The sequence below is a fragment of the Lutibacter sp. genome, assembly GCF_041555395.1.
Taxonomy (GTDB): domain Bacteria; phylum Bacteroidota; class Bacteroidia; order Flavobacteriales; family Flavobacteriaceae; genus Lutibacter.
The window spans coordinates 35,824-54,173 of record NZ_JBFFKM010000013.1; the positions used below are offsets into that span (position 1 = coordinate 35,824).

The following is an 18,350-nucleotide window of genomic DNA, read 5'->3' on the forward strand; positions in this document are numbered from 1 at the left end:
TCATGAAAAATAATCCTAACGCCAAATTGCTTCGCATCTTCATCGGTGAATCTGACAAAATAGGTTATAAAACACTTTATGAAACCATTGTTTTTGAGGCAAAGAAAAAAGGGCTTTCAGGAGCAACTGTAACAAGAGGCATTATGGGTTTTGGAGCAAACAGTAAAATTCATACGTCAAAACTTCTTGAAATTTCTTCTGATCTCCCTATAGTAATAGAGATTGTTGACACCAATGAAAAAATTAAAGATTTTACAAAGATTGTTGAAAATCTATTTGAGCAATCAAAATCAGGAGGGCTAATCACCCTTGAGAAAGCGGAAATAATCAGATACAAAGCTGGCAAATAAATTATTTATTCCCATACAAATTAACGAATAGTATTTTTGTCATTAAGAAATAGCTATTTCTTACGCGCATTATATTTATCCATTATTTTGAGAGTTTTCTCAATAGGCAGCGCTTCCATCACTCTTCCTTTTTGACCTTTTATATCAGTCGCCATAAAAAGCGAATTATAGATTGCTTCTTCTGTAGCTTCAACAACTGCAAGAAAAAGAGGTGACATATAATCATTAGAAACTTCGATAACAGTTTTTTCTATTTCTTCTGAATCATAAGAAATAAGGAGTTTGGGGTGCGTACTAAATGCAATACTATAATCGCCACTGCCATTAGATGAAAAAGATCCCACTTTGCCGAATGCCAGAAAAGAACGCTTTGCCAAACGTTTTAAGTTTCTGGAAGATAATGGTGCATCTGTAGCAATTACTATCATGCAAGAACCATCTACTACGTATGGAACATCTTCTGCCATATAAAAATTGTTTAGTTCTTCTCCTACCGGAGCGCCATTTATATTTAGTATTCCACCAAAATTGGTTTGAACAAGAACCCCAATTGTATAGCCTCCTTTTTCTTTTGGAAGTACACGAGATGATGTACCTATACCTCCTTTAAAACCTAAGCATCTTGTTCCCGTACCAGCACCTACATTTCCTTCTTCAACAGCCTCTGTTGTGGCTGAGTTGATTGCTTCCATTACGTCCACACTTTTTACATGACGTCCTCTAATATCATTCAGCCAGCCATCATTGGTTTCACCTACAACAGGATTGACAGATCTGATTTTGGTGTTTTCAGGGATTGACAAGGTGTAATCTATTAACGCATTTGCCACTAGAAAAGCGTTGAGCGTATTGGTTAAAGCTATTGGTGTTTCTATATTGCCTAATTCTTCAATTTGTGTAGTTCCTATAGCTTTGCCAAATCCATTACCTACAAATACTGCGGCTGGAACTTTCTCCTGAAATATATTTCCCTGATGTGGCAAGATTACTGTAACACCTGTACGAATAGAATCACCAACTATAAGTGTTTTTTGACCTACACTAACGCCCTTGACATCAGTAATGGCATTTAAACGGCCTGGCGTAAGGATACCGGATTCTATACCCAATTCTCTTGATCTTAATTTTTTTTGAGCTTGAGCCCCTAAAGGGAAACTTAGCATAGCGATAAAAAGAATTATAAATTTATACATTTATTAAAGAGGTTTTAATTTGTTAGGATTAGAGTGTAGTACCAACGCTCTAGCCAGAACATTGGTTGGATCTATGGTTATCAAATCATTTATCACTGTTTCTGTTATTGCTAGAGGTATTTCCGTACAGCCAAGAATCACAGCTTGAGCTCCTTGCGCTTTTAAAAACGAAATGCCTTCTAATAAATTTTTTCTTGCTTTCGGGTGAATAGGATTGGAGATGGTTTTAATTCCATAGGTTGAATGGTAAATTCCGGGATGAATCAGATTTTCCTGCATTTCTAATGAAGGCACAATTACCTCATATCCTTTTGATTGTAATGCTTTGGTATAAACGCCACTTTTATAGGTTCCGGTAGTTGAGAGCACACCAACTTTATTTATGTTTGGATAATTGATACCTATAAATGAGACCGTCTCTTCTATCATATTCAAAACGTTAATAGTGGCTTCAGATTTTTTTAATTGAAGTTGAATAATACTGAAAATTTTTTCTGAGTGAGCGGTATTACAAGGAATACCGGCAACAGTAGCTCCAACATCTTGTAGTTTAAAAAGTACTTCTGCAATGGCAATGGCAGGATTTTCTTTTATATTACCAATCAAGTACTCTGTTCGATCTTCAATTTTTGATGATGCGGATATTAGTATGGCATCAAGGTATTCCTGATCGCAGTTTGCCAGAGTATTATCAAATACTTTTTTAAGTAAATCTATTCCGGAATAAGGTCCGACACCACCAACAATACCAATCATTTATATTAATTTTTATTAAATCTCGGAAATTTTTCACGCAATATCTAATAGTCTATTTTACAATTGAATTTATATGTTGAATCATAAAAATAACGCACACAAAACCAAGAAATCAAAGATATAAATTTTACATTAAGAACCGTTAATGTCCAATAAAAAAGAAGCTTAAACGAAGTTGGGCTTTTTCAAATCTGGTTAGTTTTTACATAACTCATCTATTCAATTACATACATTTGATGAAATTTCTATAAAACACTGAAAAAGAATGGATTATTTACAAACCTAAAAACGAACAGCTAGCGTTTTTCTGACACCTTGTTCTTTAAAACAAAAAATAGTAATCAATTAAAAATCAAATAGATAAAAAACGAAATTAGCTATTTTTATTTTTTATAAGACATTAATAATTTTAAATAAAAAAGGTTTACTCATAAAAGAGCAAACCTTCATTAAATCCATCTTCGATTTATAATTTATTTATAAAATAATTACGACAATCCCGAAATTACGCCATTATTGTCAATGGTCATACCTTCAGAAGCAGGAACTCCAGGCAACCCAGGCATCCGCATCATTTCACCCAAAATTGGAACTATAAATCCGGCACCAGAAGAAATTTCAATTTCCCGAACCGTTACAGTAAATCCTTTTGGTCTTCCCAAAATGGTTTCATTATCCGTAAATGATTTTTGGGTTTTAGCCATACAAATAGGTAAATTATTAAGGTCGAGCCTATCAATTCTTTTTAAATTTAACAATGCCTTTTTTTCAAAATCAACGCCATCAGCACCATAAATTTCTTTGGCAATTTTTTCAATTTTTTCTCTTACCGGTGTATTCCAATCATATAATGGTTTAAATTCCGATAGATTAACTTCAACCACTTTTACAACGGCTTCCGCTAATTTTACAGTTCCGCTTCCTCCTTTTGCCCAACCTTCAGAAACAACCGCCTGAACACCTAATGCAGTACATTTATCAATAACATAATCCACCTCTTCTTTAGAGTCACTTATAAAAGCGTTAATTGCGACAACAGGCTCAATATTAAATTTTCTAATGTTTTCGATATGTTTTTCCAGGTTACAAAAACCTTTTTTTACAAATTCAAGATTTGGCGTATTGTACTCCTCTTTTTTCGCACCACCATGGTGACGTAATGCCCTGATTGTAGCAACCAGCACAATCGCTTTTGGACTTAAATTAGCAGCTACACATTTGATGTTTAAAAATTTTTCAGCGCCTAAATCAGCGCCAAAACCCGCCTCGGTAACTACATAATTTGACAAAGAAAGTCCCATTTTAGTAGCAATAATGGTATTGGTTCCCTGAGCAATATTCGCAAACGGTCCGCCATGAATAATGGCTGGGTTTTCTTCCAGTGTTTGCACCAAGTTGGGCTTAATTGCATCTCTCAACAAAATTGCCATTGCATTCTCGGCTTTTAAATCACGAGCAAAAATTGGCTTATTGTCGAATGTAAATCCAATAAAAATATCTCCCAAACGCTTTTTTAAATTTTCAAAATTGGTTGCCATACATAAAATGGCCATCACTTCAGAAGCCGGAGTAATGTTAAACCCATCTTCTCTGGGAATTCCGTTCACTGTGCCTCCAAGCCCAATAACTATATTACGCAAAGCCCTATCGTTCATATCAATAACGCGTTTCCAAACCACAGTTCTTGCATCAAGTTTAAGATTGTTTGTTTTGCTTTGTAGATTATTGTCGATTAATGCCGACAATAAATTATTTGCCTTTTCCACGGCATTAAAATCACCTGTAAAATGAAGATTTATATCTTCCATTGGAACTACTTGTGAATAACCGCCACCGGCGGCTCCACCTTTAATTCCAAAAACAGGTCCTAGTGATGGCTCCCGAAGTACCACCATAGCTTGTTTTCCAATTTTATTCAATCCTTCCGTTAACCCTATAGAAACAGTTGTTTTTCCTTCCCCTGCCGGTGTTGGGGTAATCGCTGTAACCAAAATCAAATTATTCTTTTTGATTTTTTCTTCATCAATAAAACTTAAAGGCAGCTTGGCCTTGTATTTACCATACATTTCCATATCGTCTTCATCAATTCCTAACTTGGCAGCAATTTCTTTTATATGTAATAATTTTTTTTGCTGCGCTATTTCTATATCTGATAAATGTTTCATTTTTTTAAAAATTTTGTAACAAATATATAAAATTCATTGTTCAAAATAGTCATAAATATGGATATGGTAAATTACCTATAATAAAAGAAAAAAAGAATTGTCAGTTCCTATTTGAAATTATATATTTGCACGTTAATTACAAATGAATTTTTTATAAAATAAATTTAAGATGCAAAACAAAGGACTTATAAAGTTATTCGCTATTCTATTCGGATTAGTAAGTTTATATCAACTATCATTTACTTGGTTTTCCAATGGTGTTGAAAATAAAGCAAAAGTTTACGCAGAATCTAAATCTGAAGACGGTAGAGAAATAGCCAGATTAGAAAGGGCATATTTAGACTCTATTGCAAATTATCCAGTTATAGATATAGGTTTTGCACAATTTAGCTATAATGAAATTAAAGACAAACAACTAAACTTAGGATTAGACCTTAAAGGCGGTATTAATGCTATTTTACAAGTTTCTGTTAAGGATATTCTAATTGGATTGTCAAACAATTCAAAAAACCCAACGTTTAATGAAGCGTTGGCAAAAGCCTCTGAAGCCCAAAAAAGTAGTGATGACACCTTTTTAAATTTATTTTTTATCGAATTTAAAGAATTAAGTGACGGAAAGGTTAAATTAAGTGACCCAAGTATTTTTGGAAACAAATCGTTACGTGAAAAAATAAACTTTAAATTAACGGATGAAGAAGTAAAACCAATTATTGAAGCTGAAATTTCAGGTTCCATCAATACTGCTTTTGAAGTTTTAAGAAGTCGTATCGATAAATTTGGTGTTACACAGCCAAACATTCAAAGAATTGGAAATTCAGGACGTATTTTAATTGAATTGCCAGGAGCAAAAGATATTGACCGTGTTAAAAAATTATTGCAAAGCACAGCTGAATTAGAGTTCTGGGAAGTATATTCAAATCAAGAAACTGCAAATTTCTTTTTTCAAGCCAACTCAGTTGTTGAAAATTTATTAAAAGAAGATACTAAATTAGACACTACAGCTGTAAAAGAAAATATCGATGATTTATTGGGAGCTGTTTCTGATTCCTTAGCGACTAAAAAAACGAATAATTTATTCTCTGTTTTTACACCAAGTGTCCCTCAGTCCGAAAACCAAGTATCCTCAGTAATAGGAACTGCTAAAGTAGCTGATACAGCCAAGGTAAATGACTATTTAGCCATGTCAGAAATTAGATCATTACTTCCTAATGAAATGAAGTATGCTAAATTTCTTTGGGATGCAAAACCATTTTCTGCAACGGCAACTGGTACCAATGAAAATACCGAGTTAATTTATTTATACGGGATTAAATCTAATCGTGAAGACATTGCGCCAATTGAAGGCGATGTAATTGAAGATGCAAGTCAAGAGTACGGGCAAACTAGTGCTCCTGAAGTTAGTATGACCATGAATGCATCTGGAACAAAACTTTGGGGAAAAATGACTACAGACAATGTAGGCAAATTTGTTGCTGTTGTCTTAGATGATTATGTTTATACTGCGCCTTCAGTGAATACGGCCATTTTAAATGGAAGAACTTCTATTTCTGGCGGAAGTATGACAGTTGAAGAAGCCCAGGATATTGCTAACGTATTAAAAGCAGGTAAATTACCGGCTGCAGCACATATTATTCAATCTGAAATTGTTGGTCCATCATTAGGGCAACAAGCTATTGACAGCAGTATGTCCTCTTTCTTTTTAGCATTGCTCATTGTTTTTGCCTGGATGATTTTTTATTACGGTAAAGCAGGTATAATAGCTGATTTTGCTTTAATTGTAAACCTTTTATTTATTTTTGGTGTTTTAACAGCATTCGGAGCAGTTTTAACTTTACCCGGAATTGCAGGTATCATTTTAACTATAGGTATCGCGGTTGACGCCAACGTAATTATATATGAAAGGATTAAAGAGGAATTGAGTCATGGAAAAGGCCTTAAGGCATCCATAAAATACGGATTTAGTTATGACGGTGCATTTTCAGCCATTTTAGATGCCAACGTTACTTCATTATTAACAGGTATCATTTTGTATGTTTTTGGAACAGGCCCGGTAAAAGGATTTGCTTACACCTTTATTGTAGGTATAATAACTTCTTTGTTTACCGCAATTTTTATAACTCGTTTGTTAATTGATTGGTATGCGAACAAAGGAAAAACATTCACATTTAATACAAACATCACAAAAAAATGGTTTACCAAAATTAATGTGGATTTTTTGAAATTAAGAAAGCCAGCTTATATATTTTCAGGTGTTTTAATTTTATTTAGTATTTATTCATTATATACTAACAGTTTAAACTACGGAGTTGATTTTGTTGGTGGTAGATCATATGTTGTAAAATTCGATAGAGCAATGAGCGCTACAGATGTGGCTGTTTCATTAAAAGACGTATTTGGTGATGCTCCGGAGGTGAAAACCTACGGTGATGTGAGTCAATTAAAAATTACCACCAAATATAAAATCGAATTAGAAGACAAGGAAATTGATGATGAAGTACAAAATTTATTATATACAGGTTTAAAACCATATAACCCAGCCGCACTTACTTTAGAAGAATTTAAACCAGGTTACGATGGCGCAAAATCAATTGGTATTTTAAGTTCCATAAAAGTTGAGCCAACCATTGCCGATGATATTAAAACGGCTGCAGGTTGGGCTATTTTAGGGTCACTCTTAGTTATATTCCTTTATATTTTAGTGCGATTTAGAAAATGGCAATACAGTTTAGGCGCTATTGTTGCATTATTTCATGATGTGCTTATTGTATTTGGTGTATTTTCTATATTTTATAAAATATTACCTTTTGATATGGAGATTGGACAATCTTTTATTGCCGCCATATTAACAGTTTTAGGATATTCAATAAATGATACGGTTATTGTTTATGACAGAATTCGTGAGTTCTCCAAAACACATACTTCTTGGACTTTTTATAAGGTTATAAATACCGGTTTAAATAGTACAATGGGTAGAACGATAAATACTTCATTAACTACATTACTGGTATTGATTGCCATATTTATATTTGGAGGAGATTCCATAAAAGGATTTATGTTCGCATTAATTATTGGTATTGGCGTTGGTACTTATTCTTCTTGGTTTATTGCCTCTCCAATATTGTATGATACCACTAAAAAATTAGATAAAGTAAAAACTACAAAATAATACCTATTTCAACTACAAACTGCAAAACCGTTTTGAGTAGTCAAAACGGTTTTTGTATTTCAAATTAGCAAATAAAACAGAATTAAGGGCTAATATTATTTATTGATTGTTAAATTTGTAACAAAGCATAAAAATGAGCATTATTAAATTACACAATACCTATTTTAAAAAATACATATCAAAAGAAAAAATTGCTGAAGCCATAGATTCAATGGTTGAACAAATTACTGAAGACTGTAAAGGCGAAACACCGGTTTTTATCGGAATATTAAATGGTTCATTCATGTTTGTTGCCGATTTGGTTCGTAAATACAACTACAACTGTACCGTTTCATTTGTAAAATTGGCTTCTTATGAAGGCACTAGTTCTACTGGAAAAATAAAACAGTTAGTGGGTTTAAACGAAGATTTGGAAGGGAAAACAGTTATTATTTTAGAAGATATTATTGACACAGGAAATACGCTTCAGGAAATTTATGACATATTTAGTGATAGAAAATTAAAACAACTTAAAATAGCCACCTTATTTTTTAAACCAGATGTGTTTAAAAAAGAATTGCAAATAGATTATATCGGAATTTCAATTCCAGATAAATTTATAATCGGTTACGGTTTAGATTATGATGGCTTAGGCAGAAATCTTGCCAATATTTATCAACTTACCACCCCCCCAAAAATGAAAAACATTGTTTTATTCGGGCCTCCGGGCGCAGGAAAAGGAACGCAAGCAGATATGCTTAAAGAAAAATACAAACTTATCCATATTTCAACAGGTGACGTTTTCCGTTCCAATATCAATAACAAAACAGAACTTGGAATATTGGCAAAATCCTTTATGGAAAATGGTGATTTGGTTCCTGATAAAGTCACTATCGATATGCTGAAGGCTGAAGTTGATAAAAATCCAAATGCAAACGGGTTTATATTTGACGGATTTCCGCGCACTAAATCCCAAGCAAAGGCTTTAGACAAATTTTTAGAAGAAAAAGGGGAACTCATTAGTGGCATGGTTGCATTGGAAGTACCTGAAAATTTATTGGTTACTCGCTTGTTGGAACGCGGTAAAATTAGCGGAAGAATCGATGATCAGGACGAAAGTAAAATTCGAAATCGATTTAACGAATACAATACAAAAACGGCAGTTTTAAAGGATTATTACCAACTTCAAGGTAAATATTTTGGTGCAAACGGCGTAGGAACCATTGATGATATTACCAAACGATTATCGGAAATAATTGATCAATTATAGAAAAATATTTTTTGGTAAATTGACAAAGAGTTAAATTTTCACTTTCAAAATTGTACCTTTGCGCGCTTAAACCCAAACTTGGGTAAACAATTTTATACGAAAATGACTGAAGAAAATTTTGTTGATTATGTAAAAGTTTACGCCTCTTCCGGCAAAGGAGGGCGTGGTTCCACACATTTACACAGGGAAAAATATATTGATAAAGGTGGGCCGGATGGTGGAGACGGCGGTCGCGGCGGACATATTGTTGTTCGTGGAAATAAAAACATGTGGACACTTTTTCCGCTAAAATTTAAAAAACACTTCAAAGCCGACCACGGTGGCGATGGCAGTAAGCAGCGAAGTACCGGAAAAGACGGTAAAGATGTTTATATTGAAGTTCCTATGGGAACCATTATTAGAGATGGGGAAACACAGGAAATTTTATTTGAAATTACGCATGAAAACCCAGAGCAGCATTTACTTGAAGGTGGAATGGGCGGATTGGGAAACTGGAATTTCAGATCGTCAACACGTCAAACTCCAAGATTCGCACAGCCAGGTATTGATATGAAAGAAGGCTGGTTTCAATTAGAATTAAAGATATTGGCTGATGTTGGTTTGGTTGGTTTTCCAAATGCTGGAAAATCTACGCTACTTTCTGTTCTTACAGCCGCTAAGCCTAAAATTGCTGATTATCCTTTTACTACATTAAAACCCAATTTGGGTATTGTGGAATATCGTGATTTTCAAACATTTGTAATGGCTGATATCCCAGGGATAATTGAAGGTGCTGCAGAAGGAAAAGGCTTGGGACATCGATTTTTACGCCATATTGAAAGAAATTCTATTTTATTGTTTTTAATTCCTGCCGATTCTGACGATATTCAAAAAGAATATACTATTTTATTGAATGAATTAAAACAACACAATCCTGAATTGCTGGATAAAAACAGGGTGCTTGCAATTTCAAAATCCGATTTATTGGATGATGAATTAAAAGAAGAAATTATCAAGGAATTACCTAAAGGAATTAAAACCCTTTTTATTTCATCGATTGCCCAACAAGGCCTAATGGAATTAAAAGACACCTTATGGAAAATGCTTAACGATTAAATTAGGTTGCTACTATTTAAACAGTTTGGGTAATATGCCAATGCATAAAGTCACCTAAAATATTTCATTAAAAAAGGAGTGGTGTCAAAACACCACTCCTTTTTTAATTATGATAATCATTCTTACAATCGACCTTATTTTGCAAAATGACAGTGCTATTCCACTCTTTTATATATTTTATCACCAGTTTCATCTTCCACTTTTAAATTGCCTTGCAAGTCCAATTCAAGCAACCGAGGTTGTTTAAAAGCTGCCCATTTTATAATAAATAAATTGGGAATAGATGTTTTATAAATGACCGCAAATTCAAATTTTTCATCACCACCAGCAAAAGCGTAATAACCTTCCTTGGCCGAAATTTCACATTCACCCCATTTATCGACAAAATATTTGCCTTCAATTAAATTAACTACAGGACTAACGAATGATTTTACCGGCTCATTTTTAGCTTCATTCGTCTCTTTAACAACAATTTGTTTTGCCACTTCCATAGGTGGAATATCCTTTACCTCCTGAACTTCCTTTACAGCAACTATAGGCACAATTTTCTTTACTGCAGGTTTCTGAATTTTCACCTTCTTTTCTGTATTAACTTTTTCATCGGCAGCTAAAGTACCATCATACGCATATTTCAAATCTTCAAGGTCAACAAATGCATTTCTTAGGGCTTCGTGATATGCCATTTTATAATTCTTTTCTCTCGACTTTCCTTCTTCGGTTGAAAAAACCACTTGATTATAACAATCTGATAAATCAATTCTAAGTTTTGTACTTAATAAACTTGGGATATCATTTACGGAAACGTTTAATGTCAAACATCTATTATTGGCCAAATCATCCGGTAAAGTATCATCCATGAAAAATACAGTAAAACCAGCACGTTCAAATAAAAATTTAGTGAGCGAATTCAGCTGATACTGATCTGATGATTTTTGAAATTCAAATTGTTTTGGCACTAAAATATATTTATACGAATTGATGCTTTTTTGCGCATAACTAATCGAACTGCTAAGCAGTAAAAATAAAAAACAGGTTGAAAATAATTTATTCATAATTATAATATTTTAAAATCGGAAGCATCCTATTTTTGTAAATGTACTGACTTAACTTGTTATTTTAAAAAAAGTTACTGCTGTCAAAGTTTATAAATAGTGTTTTATTTCAACTAAATTAGTAATCGATTTAATATTTTCAGAAACAGGTTGTTCGTTAAAATTACAGAAAATAACATCGAAGCCTGCATCTTTAGCGCCCATAATATCGGCTTCCCAATTGTCGCCAATCATCATAGATTCTTCGGAAACTGCATTTGTCAAGGCCAAAGCATATTCAAAAATTACACGATTTGGTTTTTTTACACCAGCATCTTCAGAAGTGATTATTTTATCAAAATATTTATTAAGCCCTGAATTTTTTATCTTTTTAGACTGTACTTCGTTAAATCCGTTGGTAATAATATGCAGTTTATAATTCACATACAAATGTTCTAAAATTTCGTGAGTGCCTTCAAATAATTGATTATTGTTAGGAAGTACATCAATATAGCCTATTGATAAATCTTCGATTAATTGAATATCAACCTTATGATTTAATTTTACAAAAGTATCTTTTAACCTGCCTAATCTAAGTTCTTCTTTTGATATTTTTTCATCACGGTATAATTTCCAATAATCCTCATTAATTCCCCTATAATAATTCAAAAACTTCTGAAGTTCAACTTTTACTTTATGTTTTTTAAAAATAGTTTCAAATGCAATATTAGAATTTGTTTCGAAATCCCACAGCGTGTGATCCAAATCGAAGAATATGTGCTTAATGTGTTTCATTTATTTTTTTGGACAATTTACTTAAATTGCTTTTAAAATTAAACAATAATGAACATCTTTTTCCTGAAAATTGAAGAATTGGGCTACTTCTTAAATTACGGTTGCTTTATAAATATTGGTCCACCCATTCCAATACTCATTTTCACATAAAGTATCATTATGAAAAACCGAGATAAATGTTCCGTTCACTTTTTGCACTTCATTTTTTAATTCCAAAATCTTCGCCAAACTTTCTGCATTTGAAAGTTCCATATGCTCTTTTAAAGTAACATCCATGACCGCATAAGGAAATATTTTTAAGGGTGTCTGACTTTCAAAATCTAAATCATAAAAATAAAATGGCGAGCAAGTGCTTGCCCTAAAACCAACGGATTTTTCAAAGCCCATTGTATAATCTTCCTTCAAATCTAAATCTATTAAATTTTGATAAGTCTCAGGCAAACTTAAACGCAAATAATGCTGGCTCGAACAGGTTATCGGCCTATTGATAATGTTTTCTAATCTTAATTTTTCCTTTTTCAACATTACTGCATCATTAAAAGTAAAATAGGAGAATAGTAAACCAACCTTTGAATAATCGGCAACCGATTTTATTAATGATTTAAGATTGATATTTGAAGATGAAACATTTTTATCGAAAGTAGTATAATCCCCGATTAAAAAGAAAAAAATCGTATCCACCTTAAACTCATTTTTAATTTTCAACAACGTTGAAAAAGTGTTATAAGGATCTGTTTTGAAATTCAAAACAGTTAACATTCTGTTCCGAAAATGTATAAATTGTAAACTCAATAAATCCCTTAAGGAACCACCAACTGTTCTCACTAAACCTTTATGCTTATAAATGAAAGCCACATTTACATTAATTGCTGATATTGACTTAAATTCTCTTGTGATATAATTATAATTTGGAAATTTAATTTTTAACAGTTCCAAAAACTTAAAAGCCCAAATATCAACCACTGGTTTTTCCAGAAATCCATTTTTAAAGGCCAAACTTTCGGCTACTGTAAATCGTTCATGCACATCTCTTACATGTGGCAAATACTCTTCATACCTGCTTATTAAATAAAAACTTGCCGCAAAAATATCAAATGGAATTGTTGAAGATTCCCCTGCAGGAAAAAAACACGGAATCTCTTCCCAGTTATGAATCTTGATGTCAATATCATTAATACCCTGCTCAAATAACAAATCGTGGCTTCTAATGAAAAATTCAGAACCCAAAGGTGCTTTTGAATAAGTTATTTTTGGCCCGTTATGTGCCACAAATTCATTAACTTTGGTAGTAAATGTTACGGGAATTTTAAGTATTCTGCCAAAAAAATGTTTAAAGATGTAGTTAAGTCTTGGTGTGATTTTATGTGTATAAATGAGTAACATTCCCTTTTTTTAGTTAAGTTCAATTGCCTGTCCTTTGTGAAATTCTATGTCCATAAGTCGAAAATCTTACCTCACATTATATTTTGATCGGCAAAGCTAAAATACGCATTTTCTGTTATAATGAGATGATCCAACACTTTTATATCAAGCGTTTCTCCGGCCAGTTTCAATTTATTGGTTATGGATTTATCTGCCTGGCTCGGTTGCAATTTACCGGAAGGATGATTGTGACACAAAATTATAGCCGTTGAAAACAGTTCAATCGCTTTTTTAAATACCAATCTAACATCTACAAAAGTACCTGTTAATCCGCCTTTGCTTAATTGTTCTTTATGCAAAACTTTATTGGAATTATTTAAATAAACAATCCAAAATTCCTCGTGCTGAAGTTCTCCAATGAAAGGCTGCATCAAATTAAAAATGGCTTCGCTACTATTAATTTGAGGTAATTCCAATGCTTCTTCAATCCTTCTTCTGCGACCGAGTTCCAAGGCAGTGATAATAGAAATGGCTTTAGCATCACCAATTCCCTTAAATTTTTGCAAATCCAAAACTGATAATTTCCCAAGCTTGTTTAAATTATTGTCTATTGAATTTAAAATTCTTTTAGATAGGTCAACGGCACTTTCATTTCTGCTCCCCGAACCTATTAAAATTGCAATCAATTCAGCATCTGACAATGCTGATTTTCCTTTTAGTACTAATTTTTCTCTTGGTCTGTCATCTTCAGCCCAGGACTTTATAGAAACGGATTTATTCTCGTAATTCATAAACAATTTTTTTATCAAATATAAGAGTAATATCTTTGCGTCAAATATTCTGTGTATGAAAATTATTATTGCCGGTGCTGGAGATGTTGGTTTCCATTTGGCAAAACTACTTTCTTTCGAATCTCAAGACATTTATTTGATTGATCTTAACGCCGAAAAACTTGAGTATGCAAGTAATCATATAGACGTTATCACCAGAAAAGGAGATGCGACTTCAATAAAACTTTTAAAAGAAGTTAACATTCATAAAGCTGATATTTTTTTAGCGGTAACGGAGTCCCAAAACACGAATTTTACCTTAGCTGTTTTGGCAAAAAAATTGGGTGCTAAAAAAACAATTGCACGAATATCAAATCATGAATTTACTCAAAATTCTGAAATTGACTTTGCCGAAATAGGAATTGACAGTATGATTTCCCCTGGTGAATTGGCTGCTGATGAGATTAAAATGTTATTAAGCCAATCGGCATTTAATGACACCATTGAATTTGAGAACGGAACCTTAAATATTTTGGGAAGTACATTAGACTATAAATCTCCTTTAATAAATTTAACAGTTCAGGAAGCTCGCAAGCGTTTTTCAGATGTTGAATTTATTACAATTGCCATTAAGCCGGAAAACAGCAGTGAAACTATAATTCCAAGAGGAAATTCGGTTTATCGCCCCAAGGACCAAATTTATTTCTCGGCTCCCAAAGAAAGCATAAAAAAACTCTATAAGCTTATGGGGAAAAAGCCTTTTGGCGTAAAAGACGTTATGATTTTAGGTGGTGGTAAAATTGGTATAAAAGCTGCGAGAAATTTATGTGACAATAAATTTAATATTAAGCTAATTGAAATTGATAAAGAAAGGGCTAAAGAGATTGCTGAAAAATTACCAGGTGCTTTAATTATTTGGGGAGACGGTAGAATTGTTGAGTTGCTGGAGGAAGAAAATATTTCACAAATGGATGCTTTTGTTGCCGTTACAGGAAATTCAGAAACCAATATTATGTCCTGCTTAGTTGCAAAATCAAAAGGCGTTAAAAAAACAATTGCTCTGGTTGAAAATATGGATTATATCAATATTTCTCAAACCATTGGCATTGATACTTTAATTAATAAAAAATTATTGGCGGCAAGCGCCATTTTTAAATATGTTCGTAAAGGTGAAGTATTAAAACTTGCAAACCTGCACAATGTTGATGCTGAAGTATTAGAATTTAGAGTAAAAGAAAATTCTTTGGTTACAAAAAATCTGATAAAGGATATAAACTTAACTAAAAAAGCTGTTTTTGGTGGCGTAATCAGAAATGGAATAGCACATATGACCTTTGGTGATTTTCAAATATTAGCCGGTGATAAAGCAGTTGTGTTTTGTTTGCCGGAAGCTATCCGTAGTGTTGAAAAATTATTTAACTAATAATGAAATATCTCAATATCAAGCTAATAATTAGTTTCCTAGGATTAACCTCTATGCTAAATGGGGTATTTATGTTATTTGCTGTGCCTTTTAGTATTTATTATAATGAACCCCAAAAATGGGATATTTTACTGGCCGGAATTACAACTATTGCAATTGGTTTTTTGCTGTGGTTTTTTAATAGAAATGCAAAAAAAAATCTTGGAAAAAAAGAAGGATATCTCATTGTAACATTAGGATGGTTAATGCTGACTGTTACAGGAACTTTACCATATGTTTTTACAGATACCATACCCATTTATACCAATGCTTTTTTCGAAACTATTTCGGGATATTCTACAACTGGAGCCTCTATTTTAACCGATATTGAATCCATGCCAAAAGGGATATTATTTTGGCGAAGTGCAACACATTGGATTGGCGGTATGGGAATTATTGTTTTAACAGTCGCTATTTTACCCATGTTAGGCATTGGAGGAATGCAGCTTTTTATGGCTGAAGCTCCCGGACCATCTGCAGACAAAATGCATCCAAGAATAACAGAAACTGCAAAAAGACTTTGGATCATTTATTTTTTATTGACTATTACTGAATTCTTTATGCTTAAAATTGCCGGTATGACTTGGTTTGATGCCATTAATCATGCCATGGCAACAATGAGTACCGGGGGGTTTTCAACAAAAAACGCAAGTGTTGCCTATTGGAATGGTTATCCTATAATACAATACATTATAACCCTGTTTATGTTTATTGCAGGAACAAATTTTGTATTAACTTACTTTGCTTTAAAAGGAAGAATAAGCAAAGTTTTTAATAACGAGGAATTTAAGTATTACTTTATTGGAACAATAGGTTTAACTATTTTAATAACTGTTATCATTGTAAATTTTCAAGATCCAAATTTGGTCTCTGGGATTGATTTTCCAAAACCTTGGGGTGAAACCGAAAGTGCATTCAGGCATGCGGCTTTTCAAGTTACATCCATATTAACAACAACTGGCTTTGTATCTGCCGATTTCACGATGTGGAATTCCTTTGCTACTATGCTCATATTTTCCTTGTTTTTAATTGGTGGTTCTGCAGGATCAACCAGTGGTGGAATAAAGATTGTTCGTCATGTGATCATGATAAAAAATACCATTTTTGAATTTAAAAAATTATTACATCCAAATGCCATTATTCCGGTTCGATATAACGGAATTGGAGTTCCGAAGCATATTATTTATAATATTTTGCCCTTTTTTGTATTATATATGTTGATTTTTATACTTAGCGCAATCGTATTAACCTTTTTTGGACTAGATTTTTTATCGGCAATTGGTGCTACGGCATCTTCTTTAGGAAATATTGGTCCTGCAATTGGATCTTTAAGTCCGGTTGATAATTATGCACATTTATCCGTTGGCGCAAAATGGATTTGTTCATTTTTAATGTTAATTGGAAGGCTGGAGTTATTTACGGTGTTGATATTATTTACGCCATTCTTCTGGAGAAAAAATTAAATTAGCGCTTTAAATTTATCAAAATCCAACCCGCCGTAATTGCCTGAACTCATTAACAAAACAACGGTATTTTCAAAATTTTGGCTGAACAAAAAAGCTTTGAATTCAGTTGGATTGGTGTAAACAATTAAATCGTCGCGCTCAAATGCATCTTTAATTTGCTGTTCAGTAATTTTCTCCAATCGTTTTATTTCAACGGCGTGGGGAGAATAAAAAACCACGGCTTTATCAGCAAATTTTAAAGCGCCCTTATACTCTTTTAAAAATTCGGCATTTAAACTGCTGTAAGTGTGCAATTCCAAACAAGCCAATAATTTTTTATTGGCATACTGGTTTTTAACCGCATTTGTGGTGGCCTCAACTTTACTTGGTGAGTGGGCAAAATCTTTAAAAACTACTGTTGATTCGCTTTCTGCAATTTTTTCTAAACGCTTGCTTGCCCCTTTAAAACTTACAATGGCTTCATAAAAATCAGCTTCATCAACACCCATGTGCTGGCAAATCCACTTTGCGCCAGCCAAATTTTGTAAATTGTGTTTCCCGAAAATTTCCAAAGGCATTTCACCCAAAGAAGTTTCAATAAATGTAGTGCCATTTTCAATTCTGAAATTTGGCGTTTCGTACGGATATTTTTGAATCGGACTTGTGGCTTGTTCCACTACCCTTTTCACCTCTTCATCTTCTTCATTGTACACCATAATACCGCCATTGGTAATTGAATTGACAAAAATAGAAAACTGCTCAACGTAATTTTTATAGGTTGGGAAAACATTAATGTGATCCCAGGCAATACCGCTTAACAACGCAATATTGGGTTTGTATAAATGAAATTTTGGGCGCATATCTATGGGACTCGATAAATACTCATCGCCTTCCAGCACCATAAATTCATTTTCGGAAGTTAAATGCACCATGGTGTCAAAACCTTCCAGCTGAGCGCCAACCATAAAATCAACGGCAATTTGGTGATAGTTGAGCACATGCAAAATCATAGAGGTAATGGTGGTTTTCCCATGAGATCCACCAATAACGACACGCGTTTTATCTTTTGATTGTTCAAATAAAAATTCAGGATAAGAATATATTTTAAGTTCCAACCTTTTCGCTTCCATCAATTCAGGATTATCAGCTTTTGCATGCATTCCAAGAATTATGGCATCTAAATTGGGAGTGATTTTTTCTACAAACCAGCCCTCTTCTTCCGGCAACAACCCTTTTTCCTTTAATCTGGTTTTTGAGGGTTCAAAAACAGCATCATCGCTGCCTGTTACTATATCTCCTTTTTGATGTAAAGCCAATGCCAAATTGTGCATGGCGCTTCCACCAATTGCAATAAAATGAATGTTCATTTAAATAATTTTAGGATTTCAAATGTAAGGAAACTATTAAAAAGAAACAATCAATGATTCTTTTAACAACTATGTTAATAACTTATCACATAGCACGCAATTTTGTTGGGAAAATTGATGAAATTTGAAATAAGTAAAGTACTT

The 18,350-nt window shown here is 33.1% G+C and carries 14 protein-coding genes; 6 read left to right on the top strand and 8 right to left on the bottom strand.

Features of this window, described 5'->3' with window-relative positions; translation table 11 throughout:
* Nucleotides 1–2: 2 nt before the first annotated feature.
* The gene (locus ABY285_RS04760; RefSeq protein WP_372767561.1) at nucleotides 3–350 is read left to right on the top strand and encodes a DUF190 domain-containing protein; all 348 of its coding nucleotides are present in this window, start codon (nucleotides 3–5) and stop codon (nucleotides 348–350) included.
* Between the two features lie 53 nt (nucleotides 351–403).
* On the opposite strand, the gene ABY285_RS04765 is transcribed toward ABY285_RS04760, so the two are convergent.
* The 3 genes from ABY285_RS04765 to ABY285_RS04775 all read right to left on the bottom strand — a co-directional run bounded on the left by ABY285_RS04765 (nucleotide 404) and on the right by ABY285_RS04775 (nucleotide 4,464).
* Nucleotides 404–1,543, bottom strand: a complete 1,140-nt coding sequence (locus tag ABY285_RS04765; RefSeq protein ID WP_372767563.1) for a P1 family peptidase — start codon at nucleotides 1,541–1,543, stop codon at nucleotides 404–406.
* Nucleotides 1,544–1,546: 3 nt separating this feature from the next.
* A complete protein-coding gene (locus ABY285_RS04770) occupies nucleotides 1,547–2,299 on the bottom strand; it encodes an aspartate/glutamate racemase family protein (protein WP_372767565.1) in 753 nt (250 codons plus the stop codon).
* A 488-nt stretch (nucleotides 2,300–2,787) separates the two neighbouring features.
* Nucleotides 2,788–4,464, bottom strand: a complete 1,677-nt coding sequence (locus tag ABY285_RS04775) for a formate--tetrahydrofolate ligase (RefSeq protein WP_372767567.1) — start codon at nucleotides 4,462–4,464, stop codon at nucleotides 2,788–2,790.
* Between the two features lie 169 nt (nucleotides 4,465–4,633).
* Here ABY285_RS04775 and secDF point away from each other — a divergent pair, with 169 nt between their 5' ends.
* The 3 genes from secDF (at nucleotide 4,634) to obgE (ending at nucleotide 9,974) form a co-directional block, all read left to right on the top strand.
* Nucleotides 4,634–7,630, top strand: a complete 2,997-nt coding sequence (gene secDF, locus ABY285_RS04780) for a protein translocase subunit SecDF (protein WP_372767569.1) — start codon at nucleotides 4,634–4,636, stop codon at nucleotides 7,628–7,630.
* Between the two features lie 133 nt (nucleotides 7,631–7,763).
* Entirely contained in the window at nucleotides 7,764–8,879 is a 1,116-nt protein-coding gene (locus tag ABY285_RS04785; RefSeq protein ID WP_372767571.1) for an adenylate kinase, read from the top strand.
* 102 nt (nucleotides 8,880–8,981) lie between these two features.
* Nucleotides 8,982–9,974, top strand: coding sequence for a GTPase ObgE (gene obgE / locus ABY285_RS04790; protein ID WP_372767573.1), 993 nt, complete (start codon nucleotides 8,982–8,984; stop codon nucleotides 9,972–9,974).
* 155 nt (nucleotides 9,975–10,129) lie between these two features.
* Here obgE and ABY285_RS04795 read toward each other — a convergent pair whose 3' ends face one another.
* The 4 genes from ABY285_RS04795 to radC all read right to left on the bottom strand — a co-directional run bounded on the left by ABY285_RS04795 (nucleotide 10,130) and on the right by radC (nucleotide 13,953).
* The gene (locus ABY285_RS04795; RefSeq protein ID WP_372767575.1) at nucleotides 10,130–11,026 is read right to left on the bottom strand and encodes a hypothetical protein; all 897 of its coding nucleotides are present in this window, start codon (nucleotides 11,024–11,026) and stop codon (nucleotides 10,130–10,132) included.
* Between the two features lie 90 nt (nucleotides 11,027–11,116).
* On the bottom strand, nucleotides 11,117–11,800 hold the full coding sequence (locus ABY285_RS04800; RefSeq protein WP_372767577.1) for a YjjG family noncanonical pyrimidine nucleotidase: 684 nt from the start codon (nucleotides 11,798–11,800) through the stop codon (nucleotides 11,117–11,119).
* 90 nt (nucleotides 11,801–11,890) lie between these two features.
* Entirely contained in the window at nucleotides 11,891–13,183 is a 1,293-nt protein-coding gene (locus tag ABY285_RS04805; RefSeq protein WP_372767579.1) for a polysaccharide deacetylase family protein, read from the bottom strand.
* Nucleotides 13,184–13,254: 71 nt separating this feature from the next.
* Entirely contained in the window at nucleotides 13,255–13,953 is a 699-nt protein-coding gene (gene radC, locus ABY285_RS04810) for a DNA repair protein RadC (protein WP_372767581.1), read from the bottom strand.
* A 55-nt stretch (nucleotides 13,954–14,008) separates the two neighbouring features.
* Here radC and trkA point away from each other — a divergent pair, with 55 nt between their 5' ends.
* Together trkA and ABY285_RS04820 are read left to right on the top strand one after the other, a co-directional pair.
* The gene (gene trkA / locus ABY285_RS04815; RefSeq protein WP_372767583.1) at nucleotides 14,009–15,355 is read left to right on the top strand and encodes a Trk system potassium transporter TrkA; all 1,347 of its coding nucleotides are present in this window, start codon (nucleotides 14,009–14,011) and stop codon (nucleotides 15,353–15,355) included.
* A gap of 2 nt (nucleotides 15,356–15,357) precedes the next feature.
* Nucleotides 15,358–16,857 (top strand): TrkH family potassium uptake protein, encoded by a 1,500-nt coding sequence (locus ABY285_RS04820; RefSeq protein ID WP_372767585.1) that lies wholly within the window; start codon nucleotides 15,358–15,360, stop codon nucleotides 16,855–16,857.
* Here the strand turns inward: ABY285_RS04820 and murC are convergent.
* Nucleotides 16,854–18,206 (bottom strand): UDP-N-acetylmuramate--L-alanine ligase, encoded by a 1,353-nt coding sequence (murC, locus tag ABY285_RS04825; RefSeq protein ID WP_372767587.1) that lies wholly within the window; start codon nucleotides 18,204–18,206, stop codon nucleotides 16,854–16,856. The two genes, ABY285_RS04820 and murC, sit on opposite strands and share 4 nt — an antisense overlap.
* Nucleotides 18,207–18,350 lie beyond the last annotated feature (144 nt).